13 protein-coding genes and 4 tRNA genes are annotated in these 17981 nt (G+C 61.0%); all 17 read left to right on the top strand.

Annotated features, from left to right (window positions below):
* The first annotated feature begins 26 nt into the window (after window positions 1-26).
* The 17 genes from trpD (at window position 27) to BPRO_RS22200 (ending at window position 17834) form a co-directional block, all read left to right on the top strand.
* Complete coding sequence (trpD, locus tag BPRO_RS22280) at window positions 27-1070, top strand: anthranilate phosphoribosyltransferase (RefSeq protein WP_011485327.1); 1044 nt, start codon at window positions 27-29, stop codon at window positions 1068-1070.
* Window positions 1071-1075: 5 nt separating this feature from the next.
* Window positions 1076-1870: an indole-3-glycerol phosphate synthase TrpC gene (gene trpC, locus BPRO_RS22275; RefSeq protein WP_011485326.1), complete on the top strand. Its 795-nt coding sequence runs from the start codon at window positions 1076-1078 to the stop codon at window positions 1868-1870.
* A gap of 12 nt (window positions 1871-1882) precedes the next feature.
* Window positions 1883-2632: a uracil-DNA glycosylase gene (locus tag BPRO_RS22270; RefSeq protein WP_011485325.1), complete on the top strand. Its 750-nt coding sequence runs from the start codon at window positions 1883-1885 to the stop codon at window positions 2630-2632.
* A gap of 223 nt (window positions 2633-2855) precedes the next feature.
* Window positions 2856-2941, top strand: a tRNA-Tyr gene (locus tag BPRO_RS22265).
* 113 nt (window positions 2942-3054) lie between these two features.
* Window positions 3055-3128 (top strand) — tRNA-Gly (locus BPRO_RS22260).
* Between the two features lie 67 nt (window positions 3129-3195).
* Window positions 3196-3270 (top strand) — tRNA-Thr (locus BPRO_RS22255).
* An 80-nt stretch (window positions 3271-3350) separates the two neighbouring features.
* Entirely contained in the window at window positions 3351-4541 is a 1191-nt protein-coding gene (tuf, locus tag BPRO_RS22250) for an elongation factor Tu (protein WP_011481228.1), read from the top strand.
* A gap of 18 nt (window positions 4542-4559) precedes the next feature.
* Window positions 4560-4635, top strand: a tRNA-Trp gene (locus BPRO_RS22245).
* A 137-nt stretch (window positions 4636-4772) separates the two neighbouring features.
* A complete protein-coding gene (gene secE / locus BPRO_RS22240) occupies window positions 4773-5156 on the top strand; it encodes a preprotein translocase subunit SecE (protein ID WP_011485324.1) in 384 nt (127 codons plus the stop codon).
* 8 nt (window positions 5157-5164) lie between these two features.
* Window positions 5165-5752, top strand: a complete 588-nt coding sequence (gene nusG / locus BPRO_RS22235; protein ID WP_086003130.1) for a transcription termination/antitermination protein NusG — start codon at window positions 5165-5167, stop codon at window positions 5750-5752.
* 142 nt (window positions 5753-5894) lie between these two features.
* The gene (gene rplK / locus BPRO_RS22230; RefSeq protein WP_011485322.1) at window positions 5895-6329 is read left to right on the top strand and encodes a 50S ribosomal protein L11; all 435 of its coding nucleotides are present in this window, start codon (window positions 5895-5897) and stop codon (window positions 6327-6329) included.
* On the top strand, window positions 6326-7021 hold the full coding sequence (gene rplA, locus BPRO_RS22225; RefSeq protein WP_011485321.1) for a 50S ribosomal protein L1: 696 nt from the start codon (window positions 6326-6328) through the stop codon (window positions 7019-7021). The genes rplK and rplA overlap by 4 nt, the downstream gene beginning before the upstream one ends.
* Window positions 7022-7279: 258 nt before the next feature.
* Complete coding sequence (gene rplJ, locus BPRO_RS22220) at window positions 7280-7810, top strand: 50S ribosomal protein L10 (RefSeq protein WP_011485320.1); 531 nt, start codon at window positions 7280-7282, stop codon at window positions 7808-7810.
* 29 nt (window positions 7811-7839) lie between these two features.
* Complete coding sequence (rplL, locus tag BPRO_RS22215) at window positions 7840-8217, top strand: 50S ribosomal protein L7/L12 (protein WP_011485319.1); 378 nt, start codon at window positions 7840-7842, stop codon at window positions 8215-8217.
* Window positions 8218-8562: 345 nt separating this feature from the next.
* Window positions 8563-12675 (top strand): DNA-directed RNA polymerase subunit beta, encoded by a 4113-nt coding sequence (gene rpoB, locus BPRO_RS22210; RefSeq protein ID WP_011485318.1) that lies wholly within the window; start codon window positions 8563-8565, stop codon window positions 12673-12675.
* A 26-nt stretch (window positions 12676-12701) separates the two neighbouring features.
* Complete coding sequence (gene rpoC, locus BPRO_RS22205; RefSeq protein WP_011485317.1) at window positions 12702-16928, top strand: DNA-directed RNA polymerase subunit beta'; 4227 nt, start codon at window positions 12702-12704, stop codon at window positions 16926-16928.
* 312 nt (window positions 16929-17240) lie between these two features.
* Window positions 17241-17834: a LemA family protein gene (locus tag BPRO_RS22200; protein WP_011485316.1), complete on the top strand. Its 594-nt coding sequence runs from the start codon at window positions 17241-17243 to the stop codon at window positions 17832-17834.
* The last annotated feature ends 147 nt before the right edge of the window (window positions 17835-17981 follow it).

The following is a 17981-nucleotide window of genomic DNA, read 5'->3' as shown; positions in this document are numbered from 1 at the left end:
CCCAGAGTAAAGAAACGAGACGCGTCATGCCCCACACCCACAAAATCACCCCGCAGGAAGCCCTGCAACGCACCATCGAGCACCGCGAGATCTTTCACGACGAGATGCTGCACATCATGCGGCTAATCATGAGCGGCGAGATGTCGCCGGTCATGATGGCGGCGCTGATCACCGGCCTGCGCGTCAAGAAGGAAACCATCGGTGAGATCACCGCTGCCGCGCAGGTGATGCGCGAGTTTTCGACCAAGGTCCATGTGGCCGACAAAACTCACCTGGTGGACATCGTTGGCACGGGTGGCGACGGCTCGCACACCTTCAACATTTCGACCTGCTCGATGTTTGTGGCGGCGGCGGCGGGCGCCAAGGTCAGCAAGCACGGCGGGCGCAGCGTCAGCAGCAAGTCGGGCAGCGCCGATGTCATGGAAGCCCTGGGCATCAACATCAACCTGATGCCCGAGGCGATTGCGAAATGCATTGAAGAAGCCGGCGTGGGCTTCATGTTTGCGCCCAACCACCACCCGGCGATGAAAAACGTCGCGCCCATCCGCAAGGAGCTGGGCGTGCGCACCATTTTCAACATCCTCGGGCCGCTCACCAACCCGGCCAGCGCCCCGAACATCCTGATGGGCGTGTTCCACCCCGACCTGGTGGGCATCCAGATCCGTGCGCTGCAGCGCCTGGGCGCCGAGCATGCGCTGGTGGTGTATGGCAAGGACGGCATGGACGAGGTCAGCCTGGGCGCCGCCACCATCGTGGGGGAGCTGAAAAACGGCGAGATCACTGAATACGAAATCCACCCCGAGGACTTCAGCATGACCATGGCCAGCAACCGCGCGCTGCGCGTCGAAACGCCAGAGCAGTCCAAAGCCATGCTGCTGGGCGTGCTGGACAACCAGCCGGGCGCGGCGCGCGACATCGTGATCCTCAATGCCGGCGCGGCGCTGTATGCCGCCAATGTGGCCTCCTCGATGCAGGAGGGCATCGTCAAGGCGCGTGCCGCGCTCGAGTCCGGTGCGGCCAAGGCCCGCCTCGCGCAGCTTGTTTCCATCACCCAAACCCTGGCAGCCTGAACACCATGTCCGACATCCTCGACAAGATCATTGCCGTCAAGCGCGAAGAAATCGCGCAGGCCATCAAACGCAAGCCGCTGGCCGTGGTGCGCGAAGACGCCGAATCGCGTGTGCTCACGCGGGACTTTGTCGGCGCGCTGCGCGCCAAAATCTCGGCGGGCAAGCCGGCGGTGATTGCCGAAGTCAAAAAGGCCAGCCCGTCCAAGGGCGTGCTGCGGGCCGACTTCATTCCGGCCGACATTGCGCAAAGCTATGCGGAGCATGGCGCGGCCTGCCTGTCCGTGCTCACCGACCGGCAGTTTTTCCAGGGCAGTGTGGACTACCTGAAACAGGCCCGGGCCTCGTGCGCCCTGCCGGTGCTGCGCAAGGATTTCATGGTCGACGCCTACCAGGTGTACGAGGCCCGCGTGATGGGGGCCGACTGCATTTTGCTGATTGTCGCCTGCCTGGACGACGCGCAGATGAAGGCGCTGGAAGCGCTGGCGTTCTCGCTGGACATGGCGGTGCTGGTCGAGGTGCACGACGAGGCCGAGCTGGAGCGGGCGCTGAAGCTCAGGACACCGCTGGTCGGCATCAACAACCGCAACCTCAAGACCTTTGAGGTCTCGCTGGACAATACCCTGAGTCTGCTCGGCAAAGTACCGGCAGACCGCCTGCTGGTCACGGAATCCGGCATTTCCACCCCGGCCGACGTCAAGCGCTTGCGTGAGGCCAGGGTCAACGCCTTCCTGGTCGGCGAAGCCTTCATGCGGGCAGAAGATCCCGGCGTCGCGCTGGCTCAACTTTTCGGGCTGGACTGACTGGCGCCGGCCATGACGGACCTGTTTCTGGATGAGGCGTCGGCGCTGGGCGTCGCGGACCGCCTGACCAGCGCGGACCCCTTGGCCTGGCCGGTAGCGCCCGGGTGGGAGCCTGTCACCAAGGCGTTTTTTTCCAGCGCGACCGGCCAGAAGCTGCTGGATTTTCTGCGTGGCCGGCTGGCGGACGGCGTCGTGATCTTCCCCCCCCGGCCGCTGCGCGCGCTGGAACTCACGTCGCCGGAGCAGGTGCGCGTGGTCATCCTCGGCCAGGACCCCTATCACGGCCGCGGCCAGGCGGAAGGGCTGGCCTTTTCGGTGGCGCCGGGCGTGCCCCTGCCGCCGTCATTACGCAATATCTTCAAGGAGCTGCAGCGCGACCTGGGCACGCCACCGCCGGCGTTTCCGGTGCCCGGCGGCAGCCTGGTGCGTTGGGCGACCCACGGCGTGCTGCTGCTCAACACCTGCCTGACGGTGGAGGAGGGGCTGCCGGCCAGCCATGCGGGGCGCGGCTGGGAGGTCCTGACGGATGCGGTGATCCGGCAGGTTTCGCAGGGCGACCATCCGGTGGTGTTCATGCTGTGGGGGGCGCATGCCCAAAGCAAGCGTGCGCTGATCGACGTTGGCCGCCACAAGGTGCTGGTGGCCAACCACCCGTCACCGTTGTCGGCGCTGCGGCCGCCATTGCCTTTTATCGGCTGCGGGCATTTTTCGCAGGCGGTTGGCGGGCTCGATGGGGGCGGGCTGCCTTGGACGGTGATCTGACTCGCAGCAACTTTTCGGTGATGGGGTTTTATAAGTTGGTGCACACTGTCGGGTGAGCGTTCTGACCCTCATTGCTGCAGATGTTTGAAAGAGGGCGGATACTGGTAGCCTGCAACCTGCCAGCGCATTCAAGGCGGGGCAGACGGTGCTTTTTGAAGGTTTTTGCAGTCACTCGGGATTCCCGGCGACATAAAACCGTGGCATAATCCGAGGTTCGCTTGATGGATGGGTGCCCGAGTGGCTAAAGGGGGCAGACTGTAAATCTGTTGGCTAACGCCTACGCTGGTTCGAATCCAGCCTCATCCACCAGATTTTTGTTGATTTTTGGCAAGCGGGCCGATGCGGGGCAAGTGCTGTAAAGCATGCTTTGTGTTGTGGGATTTGTTGCAATGTTTGGGTGCGAGTCGATTTGGCAGAGCTGCGCGGGAGTAGTTCAATGGTAGAACCCTAGCCTTCCAAGCTAATGACGCGGGTTCGATTCCCGTCTCCCGCTCCATAAAGCTTTTTTATGGTTCGGCCGGTCGGTCTTGTGGCGAGTTGCAGTGATAGATAGATTGAGTTCAGCCCTTTTGGCTCAGTGGTAGAGCACTCCCTTGGTAAGGGAGAGGTCGCGGGTCCGATTCCCGCAAAGGGCACCACATTTTGAGTCGGCGCGGCGCGCTGTGCGCGGTTGCCGGCTGTAGGCGTTAACTGGTTTTGTAACTTTTCGGAGTTGAAAATGGCAAAAGGCAAATTTGAGCGGACCAAGCCGCACGTCAACGTCGGCACGATTGGCCACGTGGACCATGGCAAGACGACCCTGACGGCGGCGATCACGACCGTGCTGGCATCCAAGTTCGGCGGCGAAGCCAAAGGTTACGACCAGATTGACGCGGCCCCCGAAGAAAAGGCCCGCGGCATTACGATTAACACCGCCCACGTCGAGTACGAGACGGCCAATCGCCACTACGCCCACGTTGACTGCCCCGGCCACGCCGACTACGTCAAGAACATGATCACCGGCGCGGCCCAGATGGACGGCGCCATTCTCGTTTGTTCGGCTGCTGACGGCCCCATGCCCCAGACCCGCGAGCACATCCTGCTGGCCCGCCAGGTCGGCGTGCCCTACATCATCGTGTTCCTGAACAAGTGCGACATGGTCGACGACGCCGAACTGCTCGAACTCGTCGAGATGGAAGTGCGCGAGCTGCTCGACAAGTACGATTTCCCTGGCGACAAGACCCCCATCATCCACGGCTCCGCCAAGCTCGCCATGGAAGGCGACAAGGGTCCCCTGGGCGAGCAGGCCATCATGAAGCTGGCCGACGCCCTGGACACCTACATTCCCCTGCCCGAGCGCGCAGTCGACGGCGCCTTCCTGATGCCCGTCGAAGACGTGTTCTCCATCTCCGGCCGCGGCACCGTCGTGACCGGCCGTGTCGAGCGCGGCGTGATCAAGGTCGGCGAAGAGATCGAGATCGTCGGTATTGCCGACACGCAAAAGACCACCTGCACCGGCGTCGAGATGTTCAGGAAGCTGCTCGATCAGGGCCAGGCCGGCGACAACGTCGGTATTTTGCTGCGCGGCACCAAGCGCGAAGACGTGCAGCGCGGCCAGGTGCTGTGCAAGCCCGGCTCGATCAAGCCGCATACCCACTTCACCGGCGAGATCTACGTGCTGAGCAAGGACGAAGGCGGCCGCCACACGCCCTTCTTCAACAACTACCGCCCCCAGTTTTACTTCCGCACGACGGACGTGACCGGCGCGATCGAGTTGCCAGAAGGCAAGGAAATGGTCATGCCAGGCGACAACGTGTCGATCACCGTCAAGCTGATCAACCCGATCGCCATGGAAGAGGGCCTGCGCTTTGCCATCCGCGAAGGCGGCAAGACCGTTGGTGCTGGCGTTGTGGCCAAGATCATTGCCTGAGTTTTGAAGGTTTGATGGAGGGGTATAGCTCAATTGGCAGAGCGTCGGTCTCCAAAACCGAAGGTTGTAGGTTCGATTCCTACTGCCCCTGCCACCCGGCTGATGCGTAGAGATGTGAAGCCGCAGGTGGTTTGAAAAGATAGCAAACAAGGCCCGCCAGGAGTCAAAAACTCCCGGTGGGCTTAAGCGTCTGCAAAGACGCATGAAGATTGAACAGGAAATCCGGCAACCATGGCCTCTTCTCAAGTTGAAACCGTTAGCACCACCGCCGACAAAGCCAAGCTGGGCTTGGCCGTCGCCCTGGTTCTGGCGTCGCTGGCGGGTTTTTACCTGTTGAGCAAGCAGGGTCAGGTCGCCCAGTGGGGTGCTCTGGTCGCGGGTCTGGTTGCGGCGGTAGTGGTGTTTCTGACCTCGGAGCCCGGCAAGCAGTTTGTGGCCTTTGGGCGTGATTCCTGGCGCGAAGTCAAAAAAGTCGTCTGGCCGGCCCGCAAGGAGGCCATTCAGATGACGGCCTACGTGTTCGGCTTCGTGGTGGTGATGGCGTTGTTTTTGTGGTTGACTGACAAAACGCTCGAATGGGTGTTTTACGACCTGATCCTGGGATGGAAAAGATGATGAGCGATATGAACGGCACGGTAGTCAGCGAAGTGGCGGCGGGTACGTCCCTCACGCCGACCCCCGGCATGCAGTGGTATGTCGTGCATGCCTATTCCGGTATGGAAAAGGCGGTCGAGCGCAACATTCTGGAGCGTATCAATCGCGCCGGCATGCAGGCCAAGTTCGGCCGTTTCCTGGTGCCCACTGAAGAAGTGGTCGAGATCAAGAACGGCCAGAAGAAAACCACAGAGCGCCGTTTCTTTCCGGGCTATGTGCTGGTCGAAATGGTCATGGATGACGAGACCTGGCACTTGGTGAAGCACACCAACAAGGTCACCGGTTTTGTCGGCGGCGCCAAGAACCGCCCGGCCCCGATTTCCGAGGAAGACGTCCAGAAGATCGTCAGCCAGATGCAGGTCGGTACCGAGAAGCCGCGTCACAAGGTTGAGTTTGAAACGGGCGAATATGTCCGCGTCAAGGATGGTCCGTTCACCGACTTCAATGGCACGGTGGAAGAGGTCAACTACGACAAGAACAAGGTGCGCGTCTCGGTCACGATTTTCGGCCGCGCGACGCCGGTTGAGCTGGAATTCAGCCAGATCGAAAAAACCTGAATTTCGGTCGGCCTTAAAAGTCCTGCGCTTTGCAACTCGGCGCGGAAGGTTCTTCGGAGTCTTGATTGAGTTGTGTAACCCCCGGGGAGCCTGGGCCTGTTGTTGACAGTGCTCCGGCGTTATGACCCGCAAGGAGAAAAGTATGGCGAAAAAAATCGTCGGCTTCGTCAAGCTGCAAGTACCAGCTGGCAAGGCCAACCCGTCCCCCCCGATCGGCCCGGCACTGGGTCAGCGCGGCTTGAACATCATGGAATTCTGCAAGGCATTCAATGCCCAGACCCAGGGTGTTGAGCCAGGCCTGCCATTGCCCGTGGTGATCACCGCGTACGCAGACAAAAGCTTCACCTTCATCATCAAGACGCCTCCGGCTGTCACGCTGATCAAGAAGGCCATCAAGCTCGACAAGGGCTCTGCCACGCCGCATACCGCGAAAGTCGGCAAGATCACCCGCGCCCAGCTGGAAGAAATTGCCAAGACCAAAATGAAAGACATGACGGCCGCCGATCTCGACGCCGCCGTCCGTACTATTGCCGGTTCCGCCCGCTCCATGGGTGTGACGGTGGAGGGTGTTGTATGAGCAAGCTGACCAAGCGCCAAAAAACCATCGGTGACAAGATCGACAGCAACAAGCTGTACGCCCTGTCCGACGCCATCGGTCTCGTGAAGGAATTCGCCGTCGCCAAGTTCGATGAGTCCATCGACGTGGCTGTGCAGCTCGGCATTGATGCCAAGAAATCCGACCAGGTCGTTCGCGGCGCCGTCGTGTTACCTAACGGCACCGGCAAAACCAAGCGTGTGGCCGTGTTTGCCCAGGGCGCCAAGGCTGAAGAGGCCAAGGCAGCCGGCGCAGACATCGTCGGCATGGACGACCTTGCCGCCGAAATCAAGGCCGGCAAGATGGACTTTGACGTGGTGATTGCCTCCCCCGATGCGATGCGCATCGTGGGTACGCTGGGCCAGATCCTGGGCCCGCGCGGCCTGATGCCCAACCCCAAGGTTGGCACCGTGACGCCCGATGTGGCGACCGCCGTGAAAAACGCGAAAGCCGGCCAGGTCCAGTTCCGTGTCGACAAGGCCGGTATCGTGCACGGCACCATTGGCCGCCGTTCGTTTGATACCGCCAAGCTGCAAGGCAACCTGGCTGCATTGATCGATGCGCTGCAAAAAGCCAAGCCTGCTTCGAGCAAAGGCGTGTATTTGAAGAAAGTCGCGGTTTCGTCAACGATGGGTGTGGGCGTTCGCGTCGACACGCAAACCATCGCGGCGTAATCGCAAAAATTTGAACGGCCCGCAAGGGCGGTTCAATGTGGTGGGCTGCCGGAGTTCTCGGGCTCCGGCAGGTCATCCAAGACCGTTGGTGTGTCGGCTGTAAGGCTGGCACTTAATCGAAAGACAGCCAACGCAGATGGCGGTCCCGCTGCAGATGGTTTGAAAAGAATCTGAAACAGTTGGTCGCTGAATATGAGCGTGCTGAACGGCCGACAGCGCAAGCTGAAAACCTGAAAGCACATTTTTAAGGAGTAGACCTTGAGTCTCAACCGCAGTGAGAAACAAGCCGTCATTGATGAAGTGACCGGCCTCGCCGCTAAAGCTCAAACGCTCGTGATGGCGGAATACCGTGGCATCACGGTCGCTGACATGACCAAGCTGCGCAGCCAAGCCCGCGACAAAGGCGTGAACCTGAGTGTTCTGAAGAACACCCTGGCTCGCCGTGCCGTGGCTGGTAGCGCATTTGAAGTCGTGTCCGACCAGATGACCGGACCGCTGATCTACGGCTTTTCCACAGATGCTGTAGCTGCTGCAAAAGTAGTGGCTGACTTCGCGAAAACCAACGACAAGCTGGTGATTCGCGGTGGTGCATTTGCTGGCAAATTCCTGGACGTGAACGGCGTGAAGCAACTGGCCAACATTCCTTCCAAGGAAGTGTTGCTGGCCCAGGTGTGTGGCTTGCTGATGTCGCCCATGTCGCGTACGGCCGTTGTGCTGGGCGCGCTGGCGGCGAAAAAGGGTGGCGGCGCAGCCGAAACCCCAGCGCCAGCAGAAGCTGTAGCAGCGTAATTTGTACCCAACTTTTTTAGGAAATCAAAATGGCATTCGATAAAGACGCATTTTTGACCGCGCTGGATAGCATGACGGTCCTCGAACTCAACGACCTGGTGAAAGCCATCGAAGAGAAATTTGGTGTGAGCGCTGCCGCCATGGCCGCTCCCGCTGCTGCTGGTGGTGGCGGTGCCGCTGCTGCTGCTGAAGAGAAGACCGAATTCAACGTCGTTCTGCTCGAAGCTGGCGCCAACAAGGTGTCCGTGATTAAAGCGGTTCGCGAAATCACCGGTCTGGGCCTGAAAGAAGCCAAGGACCTGGTGGACGGCGCTCCGAAGAACGTCAAGGAAGCCGCACCCAAGGCTGACGCAGACGCTGCCAAGAAGAAGCTCGAAGACGCTGGCGCGAAAGTCGAACTCAAGTAATTGCTTGTGTTTGCAAAGGCTGGAAGACCCCGTCGGGCTTCCAGCCTTTCGTGTTTCAAGGAGTACGCCGCAAGGCAGGTAAAAAAGCTGATTTTGCGATGCTCCCGGTGCATTGAAAGCGGCTAAAGCCATTTTCGGTGTACCCGTAGAAACACTGGAAAAATGATTGAGATCAGTCCTTTTTCCAGTGTTTTCTGAACCCCGACTGCAGAAAACGCCTTGGTTCGGGTGACGTGCAATGCGTCACCGTCCGCCATGGTTGGTAGTGGCCAACCACCAAGCCTGCCTGAATACGTGGTGTATTCGGGCACGAGAGTCGCCAGAGCCCATCAAAGCGGAGAACTCATGGCCTATTCCTATACCGAACGCAAACGCATCCGCAAAAGCTTCGGCAACCGCGAGAGCGTGTTGACTGTTCCCTATTTGCTGCAAATGCAGAAAGACGCGTACACGGCGTTCCTGCAAGCCGATCGTGCGCCCCAGAAGCGCACTGTAGAAGGTCTGCAGGCAGCGTTTGAAAACGCATTTCCCATCGTCTCGCACAACGGTTTTGTCGAGATGAAATTCATCGAATACAACCTGGCCAAGCCCGCCTTCGACGTGCGCGAATGCCAGACCCGTGGACTGACCTTTGCATCGGCCGTCCGCGCCAAAGTCCAGCTGATCATCTATGACCGCGAGTCATCCACATCGCAGTCCAAGGTCGTCAAGGAGGTCAAGGAGCAGGAAGTCTACATGGGCGAAGTGCCGCTCATGACCGACAAGGGCTCTTTCGTCATCAACGGGACCGAGCGCGTGATCGTGTCCCAGCTGCACCGCTCCCCTGGCGTGTTCTTTGAACACGACAAGGGCAAAACCCACAGCTCGGGCAAACTGCTGTTCTCGGCCCGCATCATTCCCTATCGCGGCTCCTGGCTCGACTTCGAGTTCGACCCGAAAGACGTGCTGTACTTCCGTGTCGACCGTCGCCGCAAGATGCCGGTCACGATCCTGCTCAAGGCCATCGGCCTGAACCCGGAATCCATCCTCGCCAACTTCTTCGTGTTCGACCACTTCCGCCTGATGGACAGCGGCGCGCAGATGGAGTTTGTCGCCGAGCGCATGCGTGGCGAAGTGGCCCGTTTCGACATTACCGACAAGAGCGGCAAGGTCGTCGTGGCCAAAGACAAGCGCATCACGGTTCGCCATACCCGCGAGCTGGAGCAAAGCGGCACCACCACCATCAGCGTACCTGAAGACTTCCTGGTCGGCCGTGTGGTCGCCAAGAACATCGTCGACGCCGAAACCGGCGAAATCATCGCCAAGGCCAACGACGAGCTGACCGAACTGCTGCTGAAAAAGCTGCGCCTGGCCGGCGTGCAGGACCTGCAGGTGCTGTACACCAACGAACTCGACCAGGGGGCCTACATTTCGCAAACCCTGCGCGCCGATGAAACGGCTGACGAGTTTGCGGCCCGCGTGGCCATCTACCGCATGATGCGTCCCGGCGAGCCGCCGACGGAAGACGCTGTGCAGGCACTGTTCCAGCGCCTGTTCTACAACCCGGACACCTACGACCTGTCCAAGGTCGGCCGCATGAAGTTCAACGCCCGCGTGGGCCGTGACGACTCCACCGGCCCCATGGTCATGACCAACGAGGACATCCTCGCGGTCGTCAAGATCCTGGTGGACCTGCGCAACGGCAACGGCGAAGTCGACGACATTGACCACCTCGGCAACCGCCGTGTGCGCTGCGTCGGCGAACTCGCGGAAAACCAGTACCGCACCGGTCTGGCCCGTATCGAGAAGGCCGTGAAAGAGCGTCTGGGCCAGGCGGAGCAAGAGCCGCTGATGCCGCATGACCTGATCAACAGCAAGCCGATTTCCGCCGCCCTGAAGGAATTCTTCGGTGCGTCGCAGCTGTCGCAGTTCATGGACCAGACCAACCCGCTGTCCGAGATCACCCACAAGCGCCGTGTTTCGGCCCTTGGCCCCGGTGGCTTGACCCGCGAGCGCGCCGGCTTCGAAGTGCGGGACGTGCACGTGACCCATTACGGCCGCGTCTGCCCGATTGAAACGCCTGAAGGTCCGAACATCGGCCTGATCAACTCGCTGGCCCTGTATGCCCGCCTCAACGAGTACGGTTTCATCGAAACACCGTACCGCCGTGTGGTGGACAGCAAGATCACCGACCAGATCGATTACCTGTCGGCCATTGAGGAAGGCAAGTACGTGATTGCCCAGGCCAACGCACTGCTCGATGATTCCGGCACACTGACCGGCGACCTCGTGTCAGCGCGCGAGAACGGCGAATCCGTGCTGGTCGGCGCAGAGCGCATCCAGTACATGGACGTGTCGCCCGCGCAGATCGTCTCGGTGGCCGCCTCGCTCGTGCCCTTCCTGGAGCACGATGACGCCAACCGCGCACTGATGGGTGCCAACATGCAGCGCCAGGCCGTGCCTGTGCTGCGCCCTGAAAAAGCCTTTGTCGGTACTGGCATCGAGCGCGTGTCCGCAGTGGACTCCGGCACGGTGGTGACGGCCAACCGCGGCGGTGTGGTCGATTACGTCGATGCCACCCGCATCGTGGTGCGTGTCAATGATGCGGAAGCCCTCGCCGGCGAAGTCGGTGTGGACATCTACAACCTGATCAAGTACCAGCGTTCCAACCAGAACACCAACATCCATCAGCGCCCCATCGTCAAGATCGGCGACAAGCTGGCCAAGGGCGACGTGATCGCCGACGGAGCATCGACGGACATCGGCGAGCTGGCCCTGGGCCAGAACATGCTGGTGGCGTTCATGCCCTGGAACGGCTATAACTTCGAGGATTCGATCCTGATTTCCGAGCGCGTGGTGGCCGAAGACCGCTACACCTCGATTCACATCGAAGAACTCGTGGTGATGGCGCGTGACACCAAGCTGGGCTCTGAAGAGATCACCCGCGACATCCCGAACCTGTCCGAGCAGCAGCTCAACCGTCTCGACGAATCCGGCATTATTTATGTCGGCGCTGAAGTCCAGCCGGGCGACACCCTGGTGGGCAAGGTCACGCCAAAAGGCGAGACCACGCTGACGCCGGAAGAAAAACTGCTGCGCGCCATCTTCGGCGAAAAAGCCAGCGACGTGAAAGACACCTCGCTGCGCGTGAGCCAGGGTTCGCAAGGTACCGTGATCGACGTGCAGGTCTTCACTCGCGAAGGCATTGTGCGCGACAAGCGCGCCCAGCAGATCATTGACGACGAGCTCAAGCGTTTCCGCCTGGACCTGAACGACCAGCTGCGCATTGTGGAAGCCGATGCATTTGACCGCATCGAAAAGCTGCTGAATGGCAAGGTTGCCAACGGCGGCCCGAAAAAGCTGGCCAAAGGCACCAAGATCGACAAGGCCTACCTGGCCGACGTCGAGAAGTACCACTGGTTCGACATCCGCCCGGCGGACGACGAAGTGGCTTCGCAGCTGGAAAGCATCAAGAACGCGATGGAGCAGACGCGCCACAGCTTCGACCTGGCTTTCGAAGAGAAGCGCAAAAAGCTCACGCAGGGCGACGAACTGCCGGCCGGCGTGCTCAAGATGGTCAAGGTCTACCTGGCCGTCAAGCGCCGCCTGCAGCCCGGCGACAAGATGGCCGGTCGCCACGGCAACAAGGGCGTGGTGTCCAAGATCGTTCCGGTCGAAGACATGCCCTACATGGCCGACGGCACGCCGTGCGACATCGTGCTCAACCCGCTGGGCGTGCCTTCGCGCATGAACGTCGGCCAGGTGCTCGAGGTGCATTTGGGCTGGGCCGCCAAGGGTCTGGGCCAGCGCATCGGCGACATGCTGCAAGCCGAAGCCAAGGTGGCCGAGCTGCGCAAGTTCATGGACACCCTGTACAACAAGTCGGGCCGCGTCGAGGACCTGGCCAATCTGTCCGATACCGATGTGCTCGAGATGGCCCGCAACCTGACGACCGGTGTTCCCTTTGCGACGCCGGTGTTCGATGGCGCCTCGGAAGAGGACATCATGACCATGCTGAAGCTGGCGTATCCGGACGACATCGCCAAGGCCAAGGGCCTGACGGCGACGCGTACCCAGGCCCAGCTGTATGACGGGCGCACCGGCGACCAGTTCGAGCGCACGACGACGGTCGGCTACATGCACGTGCTGAAGCTTCACCACCTGGTGGACGACAAGATGCACGCGCGCTCAACCGGACCGTACTCCCTGGTTACCCAGCAGCCGCTGGGCGGCAAGGCGCAGTTTGGTGGACAGCGTTTCGGCGAGATGGAGGTCTGGGCGCTGGAAGCCTATGGCGCTTCCTACACGCTGCAGGAAATGCTCACCGTCAAGTCCGACGACGTGCAGGGCCGTACCAAGGTGTACGAGAGCATCGTCAAGGGCGAGCACGCGATCACGGCAGGCATGCCCGAGTCGTTCAACGTGCTGGTCAAGGAGATCCGTTCGCTCGGTATCGACATCGAGCTGGAACGCAGCTAATTACAGGAAAGAAAAGGATTTAACTCATGAAATCATTACTCGACCTGTTCAAGCAATTCACGCCGGATGAGCATTTCGATGCCATCAAGATCGGCATGGCCTCGCCCGAGAAGATCCGTTCGTGGTCTTTCGGCGAAGTCAAAAAGCCTGAAACCATCAACTACCGCACCTTCAAGCCAGAGCGCGACGGTCTTTTTTGCGCCAAGATCTTTGGCCCCATCAAGGACTACGAATGCCTGTGCGGCAAGTACAAGCGCCTCAAGCACCGCGGCGTCATCTGCGAGAAGTGCGGCGTTGAAGTCACGCAGACCAAGGTCCGCCGTGAGCGCATGGGTCACATCGACCTGGCCGCTCCCTGCGCGCACATCTGGTTCCTGAAGTCGCTGCCGTCGCGTCTGGGCCTGGTGCTCGACATGACGCTGCGCGACATCGAGCGCGTGCTGTACTTCGAAGCTTACGTGGTGACCGACCCCGGCATGACCCCGCTGAAGAAATTCAGCATCATGTCGGAAGACGACTACGACGCCAAGCGCAAGGAATACGGTGATGAGTACGTCGCCAAGATGGGCGCCGAAGGCATCAAGGACCTGCTCGAAGGGCTCGACCTCGACGTCGAGATCGACAAGCTGCGCAACGACCTGACCGGTTCCGAAATCAAGATCAAGAAAAACGCCAAGCGTTTGAAATTGATGGAAGCGTTCAAGAAGTCCGGCATCAAGCCCGAGTGGATGGTGCTGGACGTGCTGCCTGTGCTGCCGCCGGACCTGCGTCCGCTGGTGCCGCTGGACGGCGGCCGCTTCGCGACCTCCGACCTGAACGACCTGTACCGCCGCGTCATCAACCGCAACAGCCGCCTGCGCCGTCTGCTGGAGCTCAAGGCTCCCGAGATCATTGCCCGCAATGAAAAGCGCATGCTGCAGGAAGCGGTGGATTCGCTGCTGGACAACGGCCGCCGTGGCAAGGCCATGACGGGCGCCAACAAGCGCGCGCTGAAGTCGCTGGCCGACATGATCAAGGGCAAGTCAGGCCGTTTCCGCCAGAACTTGCTGGGCAAGCGCGTCGACTACTCCGGCCGTTCCGTGATCACCATGGGCCCGACGCTCAAGCTGCACCAGTGCGGCTTGCCCAAGCTGATGGCGCTCGAGCTGTTCAAGCCTTTCATCTTCTCGCGTCTCGAAGCCATGGGCATCGCGACCACCATCAAGGCGGCCAAGAAGGAAGTCGAATCCGGCACGCCAGTGGTGTGGGACATCCTGGAAGAGGTTATCAAGGAGCACCCCGTGATGCTGAACCGTGCGCCTACGCTGCACCGTCTCGGTATCCAGGCCTTTGAACCCATCCTGATCGAAGGCAAGGCCATCCAGCTGCACCCGCTCGTCTGCTCGGCCTTCAACGCCGACTTTGACGGTGACCAGATGGCCGTTCACGTGCCGCTGTCGGTGGAAGCGCAGATGGAAGCCCGCACGCTGATGCTGGCTTCGAACAACATCCTGTTCCCGGCCAACGGCGAGCCCTCCATTGTTCCGTCGCAAGACGTGGTGCTGGGCCTGTACTACACGACCCGCGACCGTACCAACGGCAAGGGTGAAGGCCTCGTGTTCTCGGACACCGGTGAGGTGCGCCGTGCATTCGATGCGGGCGAACTGGACCTGAACGCCAGGATCAGCGTGCGCCTGACCGAATGGACCAAGAACAAGGAGACCGGCGAGTTCATCCCGTCGACCAAGCTGTGGGAAACCACCGGTGGCCGTGCGCTGCTGTCTGAAATCCTGCCCAAGGGCCTGCCTTTCTCTAACATCAACAAGGCGTTGAAGAAAAAGGAAATCTCCAAGCTGATCAACGTGTCTTTCCGCAAGTGCGGCCTGAAAGAGACGGTGGTGTTTGCCGACAAGCTGCTGCAGTCGGGCTTCCGCCTGGCCACCAAGGCCGGCATCTCCATCTGTATCGACGACATGCTGGTGCCCAAGGAAAAGCACGACATCATTTCGCGTGCCCAGAAGGAAGTCAAAGAGATCGAGCAGCAGTATGTCTCGGGCCTGGTGACATCCGGCGAGCGCTACAACAAGGTGGTTGACATCTGGGGCAAGTCCGGCGACGAAGTCTCCAAGGTCATGATGGCCCAGCTTTCGAAAGAAAAAGTCATCGACCGCCACGGCAAGGAAGTCGAGCAGGAATCCTTCAACTCCATCTACATGATGGCCGACTCCGGCGCCCGCGGTTCTGCCGCGCAGATTCGCCAGGTGGCCGGTATGCGGGGTCTGATGGCCAAGCCTGACGGCTCCATCATCGAGACGCCGATTACCGCGAACTTCCGCGAAGGCCTGAACGTGCTGGAGTACTTCATCTCCACCCACGGTGCCCGTAAGGGTTTGGCTGACACCGCGCTGAAAACGGCCAACTCCGGCTACCTGACGCGTCGCCTGTGCGACGTGGTGCAGGATCTGGTGGTGACCGAAGACGACTGCGGCACGCAAGAGGGCTCGCTGATGCGCGCCATCGTCGAGGGTGGTGAGGTGATCGAATCGCTGCGCGAACGTATCCTCGGCCGCACCGCGGTGGAAGATGTGCTGCATCCCGAGAACCGCTCGGTTCTGGCCAAAGCCGGTGCCATGCTGGACGAAGACCTGATCGACGAACTCGAAGCGGCCGGCGTCGACGAAGTGAAAGTGCGCACGGCCCTGACCTGCGAAACCCGCTTCGGCCTGTGCGCCAAGTGCTACGGCCGCGATCTGGGCCGCGGTGGCCTGATCAACATCGGTGAGGCGGTCGGTATCATCGCCGCCCAGTCGATTGGTGAGCCCGGCACGCAGCTGACCATGCGTACCTTCCACATCGGCGGTGCTGCGTCGCGTGCGGCGATTGCCTCCAGCGTCGAAGCCAAGTCCAACGGCGTGATCGGTTTCAATGCCCCGATGCGTTATGTGACCAACGGCAAGGGCGAACTGGTGGTGATTGCCCGTTCCGGCGAGATCGTCATCCATGACGAGCACGGCCGCGAGCGTGAGCGTCACAAGGTGCCGTACGGTGCCACATTGACGGTCAAGGCCGACCAGACCATCAAGGCTGGCGCCATCCTGGCCAACTGGGATCCGCTGACGCGCCCCATCATTACCGAATTCGCCGGCAAGGTGCTGTTCGAGAATGTGGAAGAAGGCGTCACCGTGGCCAAGCAGGTTGACGATGTGACGGGTCTGTCCACCCTGGTGGTGATCGATCCGAAACGCCGCGGCGCGACCAAGGTGATTCGTCCCCAGGTCAAACTGATCGACGCGACCGGCAACGAAGTCAAGATCCCCGGCACCGATCACTCGGTGACGATCGGCTTCCAGGTGGGTGCGCTGGTTCAGGTGCGCGACGGCCAGGACGTGGGCCCCGGCGAAGTGCTGGCCCGTATCCCGGTCGAAGGCCAGAAGACCCGCGACATTACCGGCGGTCTGCCGCGCGTGGCCGAGCTGTTCGAAGCCCGTACGCCGAAAGACAAGGGCACGCTGGCCGAGATGACCGGTACCGTGTCGTTCGGTAAAGAGACCAAAGGCAAGGTTCGCCTGCAGATCACCGATCCGGACGGCAAAGTCTGGGAAGACCTCGTGCCCAAGGAGAAGAACATTCTCGTGCACGAAGGCCAGGTGGTGAACAAGGGCGAGTCGATTGTGGACGGCCCGGCCGACCCGCAAGACATCCTGCGTTTGCTGGGCATGGAAGAGCTGGCCCGCTACATCGTCGACGAAGTGCAGGACGTTTACCGCCTGCAGGGCGTGAAGATCAACGACAAGCACATCGAAGTGATTGTTCGCCAGATGCTGCGCCGTGTCGTCGTCGAAAACGTGGGCGACTCCAGCTACATCGCCGGTGAGCAGGTTGAGCGTTCGGCCATGCTGGATGCCAACGACGCCTTGCGCGCCGAGGGCAAGATCCCGGCAACCTTCAGCAACCTGCTGCTCGGTATCACCAAGGCCTCGCTGTCGACCGATTCGTTCATTTCCGCGGCTTCCTTCCAGGAAACCACCCGCGTGCTCACCGAGGCTGCCATCATGGGCAAGCGCGACGAGCTGCGCGGTCTGAAGGAAAACGTGATCGTCGGCCGCCTGATTCCAGCCGGTACCGGCATGGCCTACCACGAGGCACGCAAAGCCAAGGACCTGATGGACGACGCCGAGCGCCGTGCCATTGCCGAAGCTGAAGCCGCTGAACTGGAGGCTGCGACAGCCACGGCACCTGCCGATGCGGGCGGCGACAGTCCTGCAACCGAGTAAGCTGCACAAGCCCTGATGCCCCGAAAAGCATCATGCCCCCCACCTCACAAGGGTAGGGGGTTTTTTTTGGCCGCCTCGGCTTGCACCGCCCCGCTGAAGGCCAGGGAATCATGGGGTGGTTGGTTTGTCAATCATTCAGGGGAAAGCAGGCTTTTGCTCAAATATTTCCCTGGTAATTCGCTATAAAAATGATAGTAAAAGGATGGCAACGACAGAGGTTCTGCCGATCCAGGAAAAAACAGGTAACCTCGCGGCAAGCGCTGGCCTGGCCCCCGGGTTCGCCTACCCATCACTCTGCTTCAAGGAAGATCCATGTCCCTCAGTAACCTGGTGTCCATCGCCGTGCTCGCCCTGCTGGTCTGCTGGGCGGTGGGGGCGTACAACCGACTGGTGCGCCTGAAGAATCTCATCGCCAACGCCTTCGGCCAGATCGACGTGCAACTCAAGCGGCGCTATGACCTCATTCCCAATCTGGTGGAGGCCGCCAAAAAATACCTGCAGCACGAGCAGAGTACGCTGGAGGCGGTGATGGCCGCGCGCAACCAGGCACGTACCGCCAGCGATGCGGTACGAAGCCGCCCGGCCAATGCCGCCGCCGTGACCACGCTGGCCGCCGCCGAGCAGGCCCTGGACAGCAGCCTCGGGCAGCTGTTCGCGGTGGCCGAGGCCTACCCCGAGCTGAAAGCCGACCAGACCATCCGCGACCTGAGCGAAGAACTCACCAGTACCGAGAACAAGGTCGGCTTTGCGCGGCAGGCCTATAACGATGCGGTGCTGGACTACAACAACGCACAGGGGCAATTCCCGGCCGTGCTGATCGCCCGCGTGTTTGGTTTTGCGCCTTCGGCCATGCTGCGCGCGACGGAGAGCGCGGCCGAGCGCCAGGCCGTCCGCATCCAGATGTAGTTATGGCCCCCACGCTTGTCGCTTCGCGTACTGCGCGAGGCCTTGCAGGCCGCGGCTCGCGAGACGCTTCGCTTCTGTCGCCCGTCCAAAGCTGCGCAGGCAGCTTTGGAGCCGCGGGCTCCAGCCCCTCGGGGGCCGCTGCGCCTG

Origin of the sequence: Polaromonas sp. JS666 (genome assembly GCF_000013865.1) — a bacterium.
Taxonomy (GTDB): domain Bacteria; phylum Pseudomonadota; class Gammaproteobacteria; order Burkholderiales; family Burkholderiaceae_C; genus Polaromonas.
Note: the sequence above shows the minus strand (reverse complement) of the source record. Positions and strands in the feature narration are given on the sequence as shown.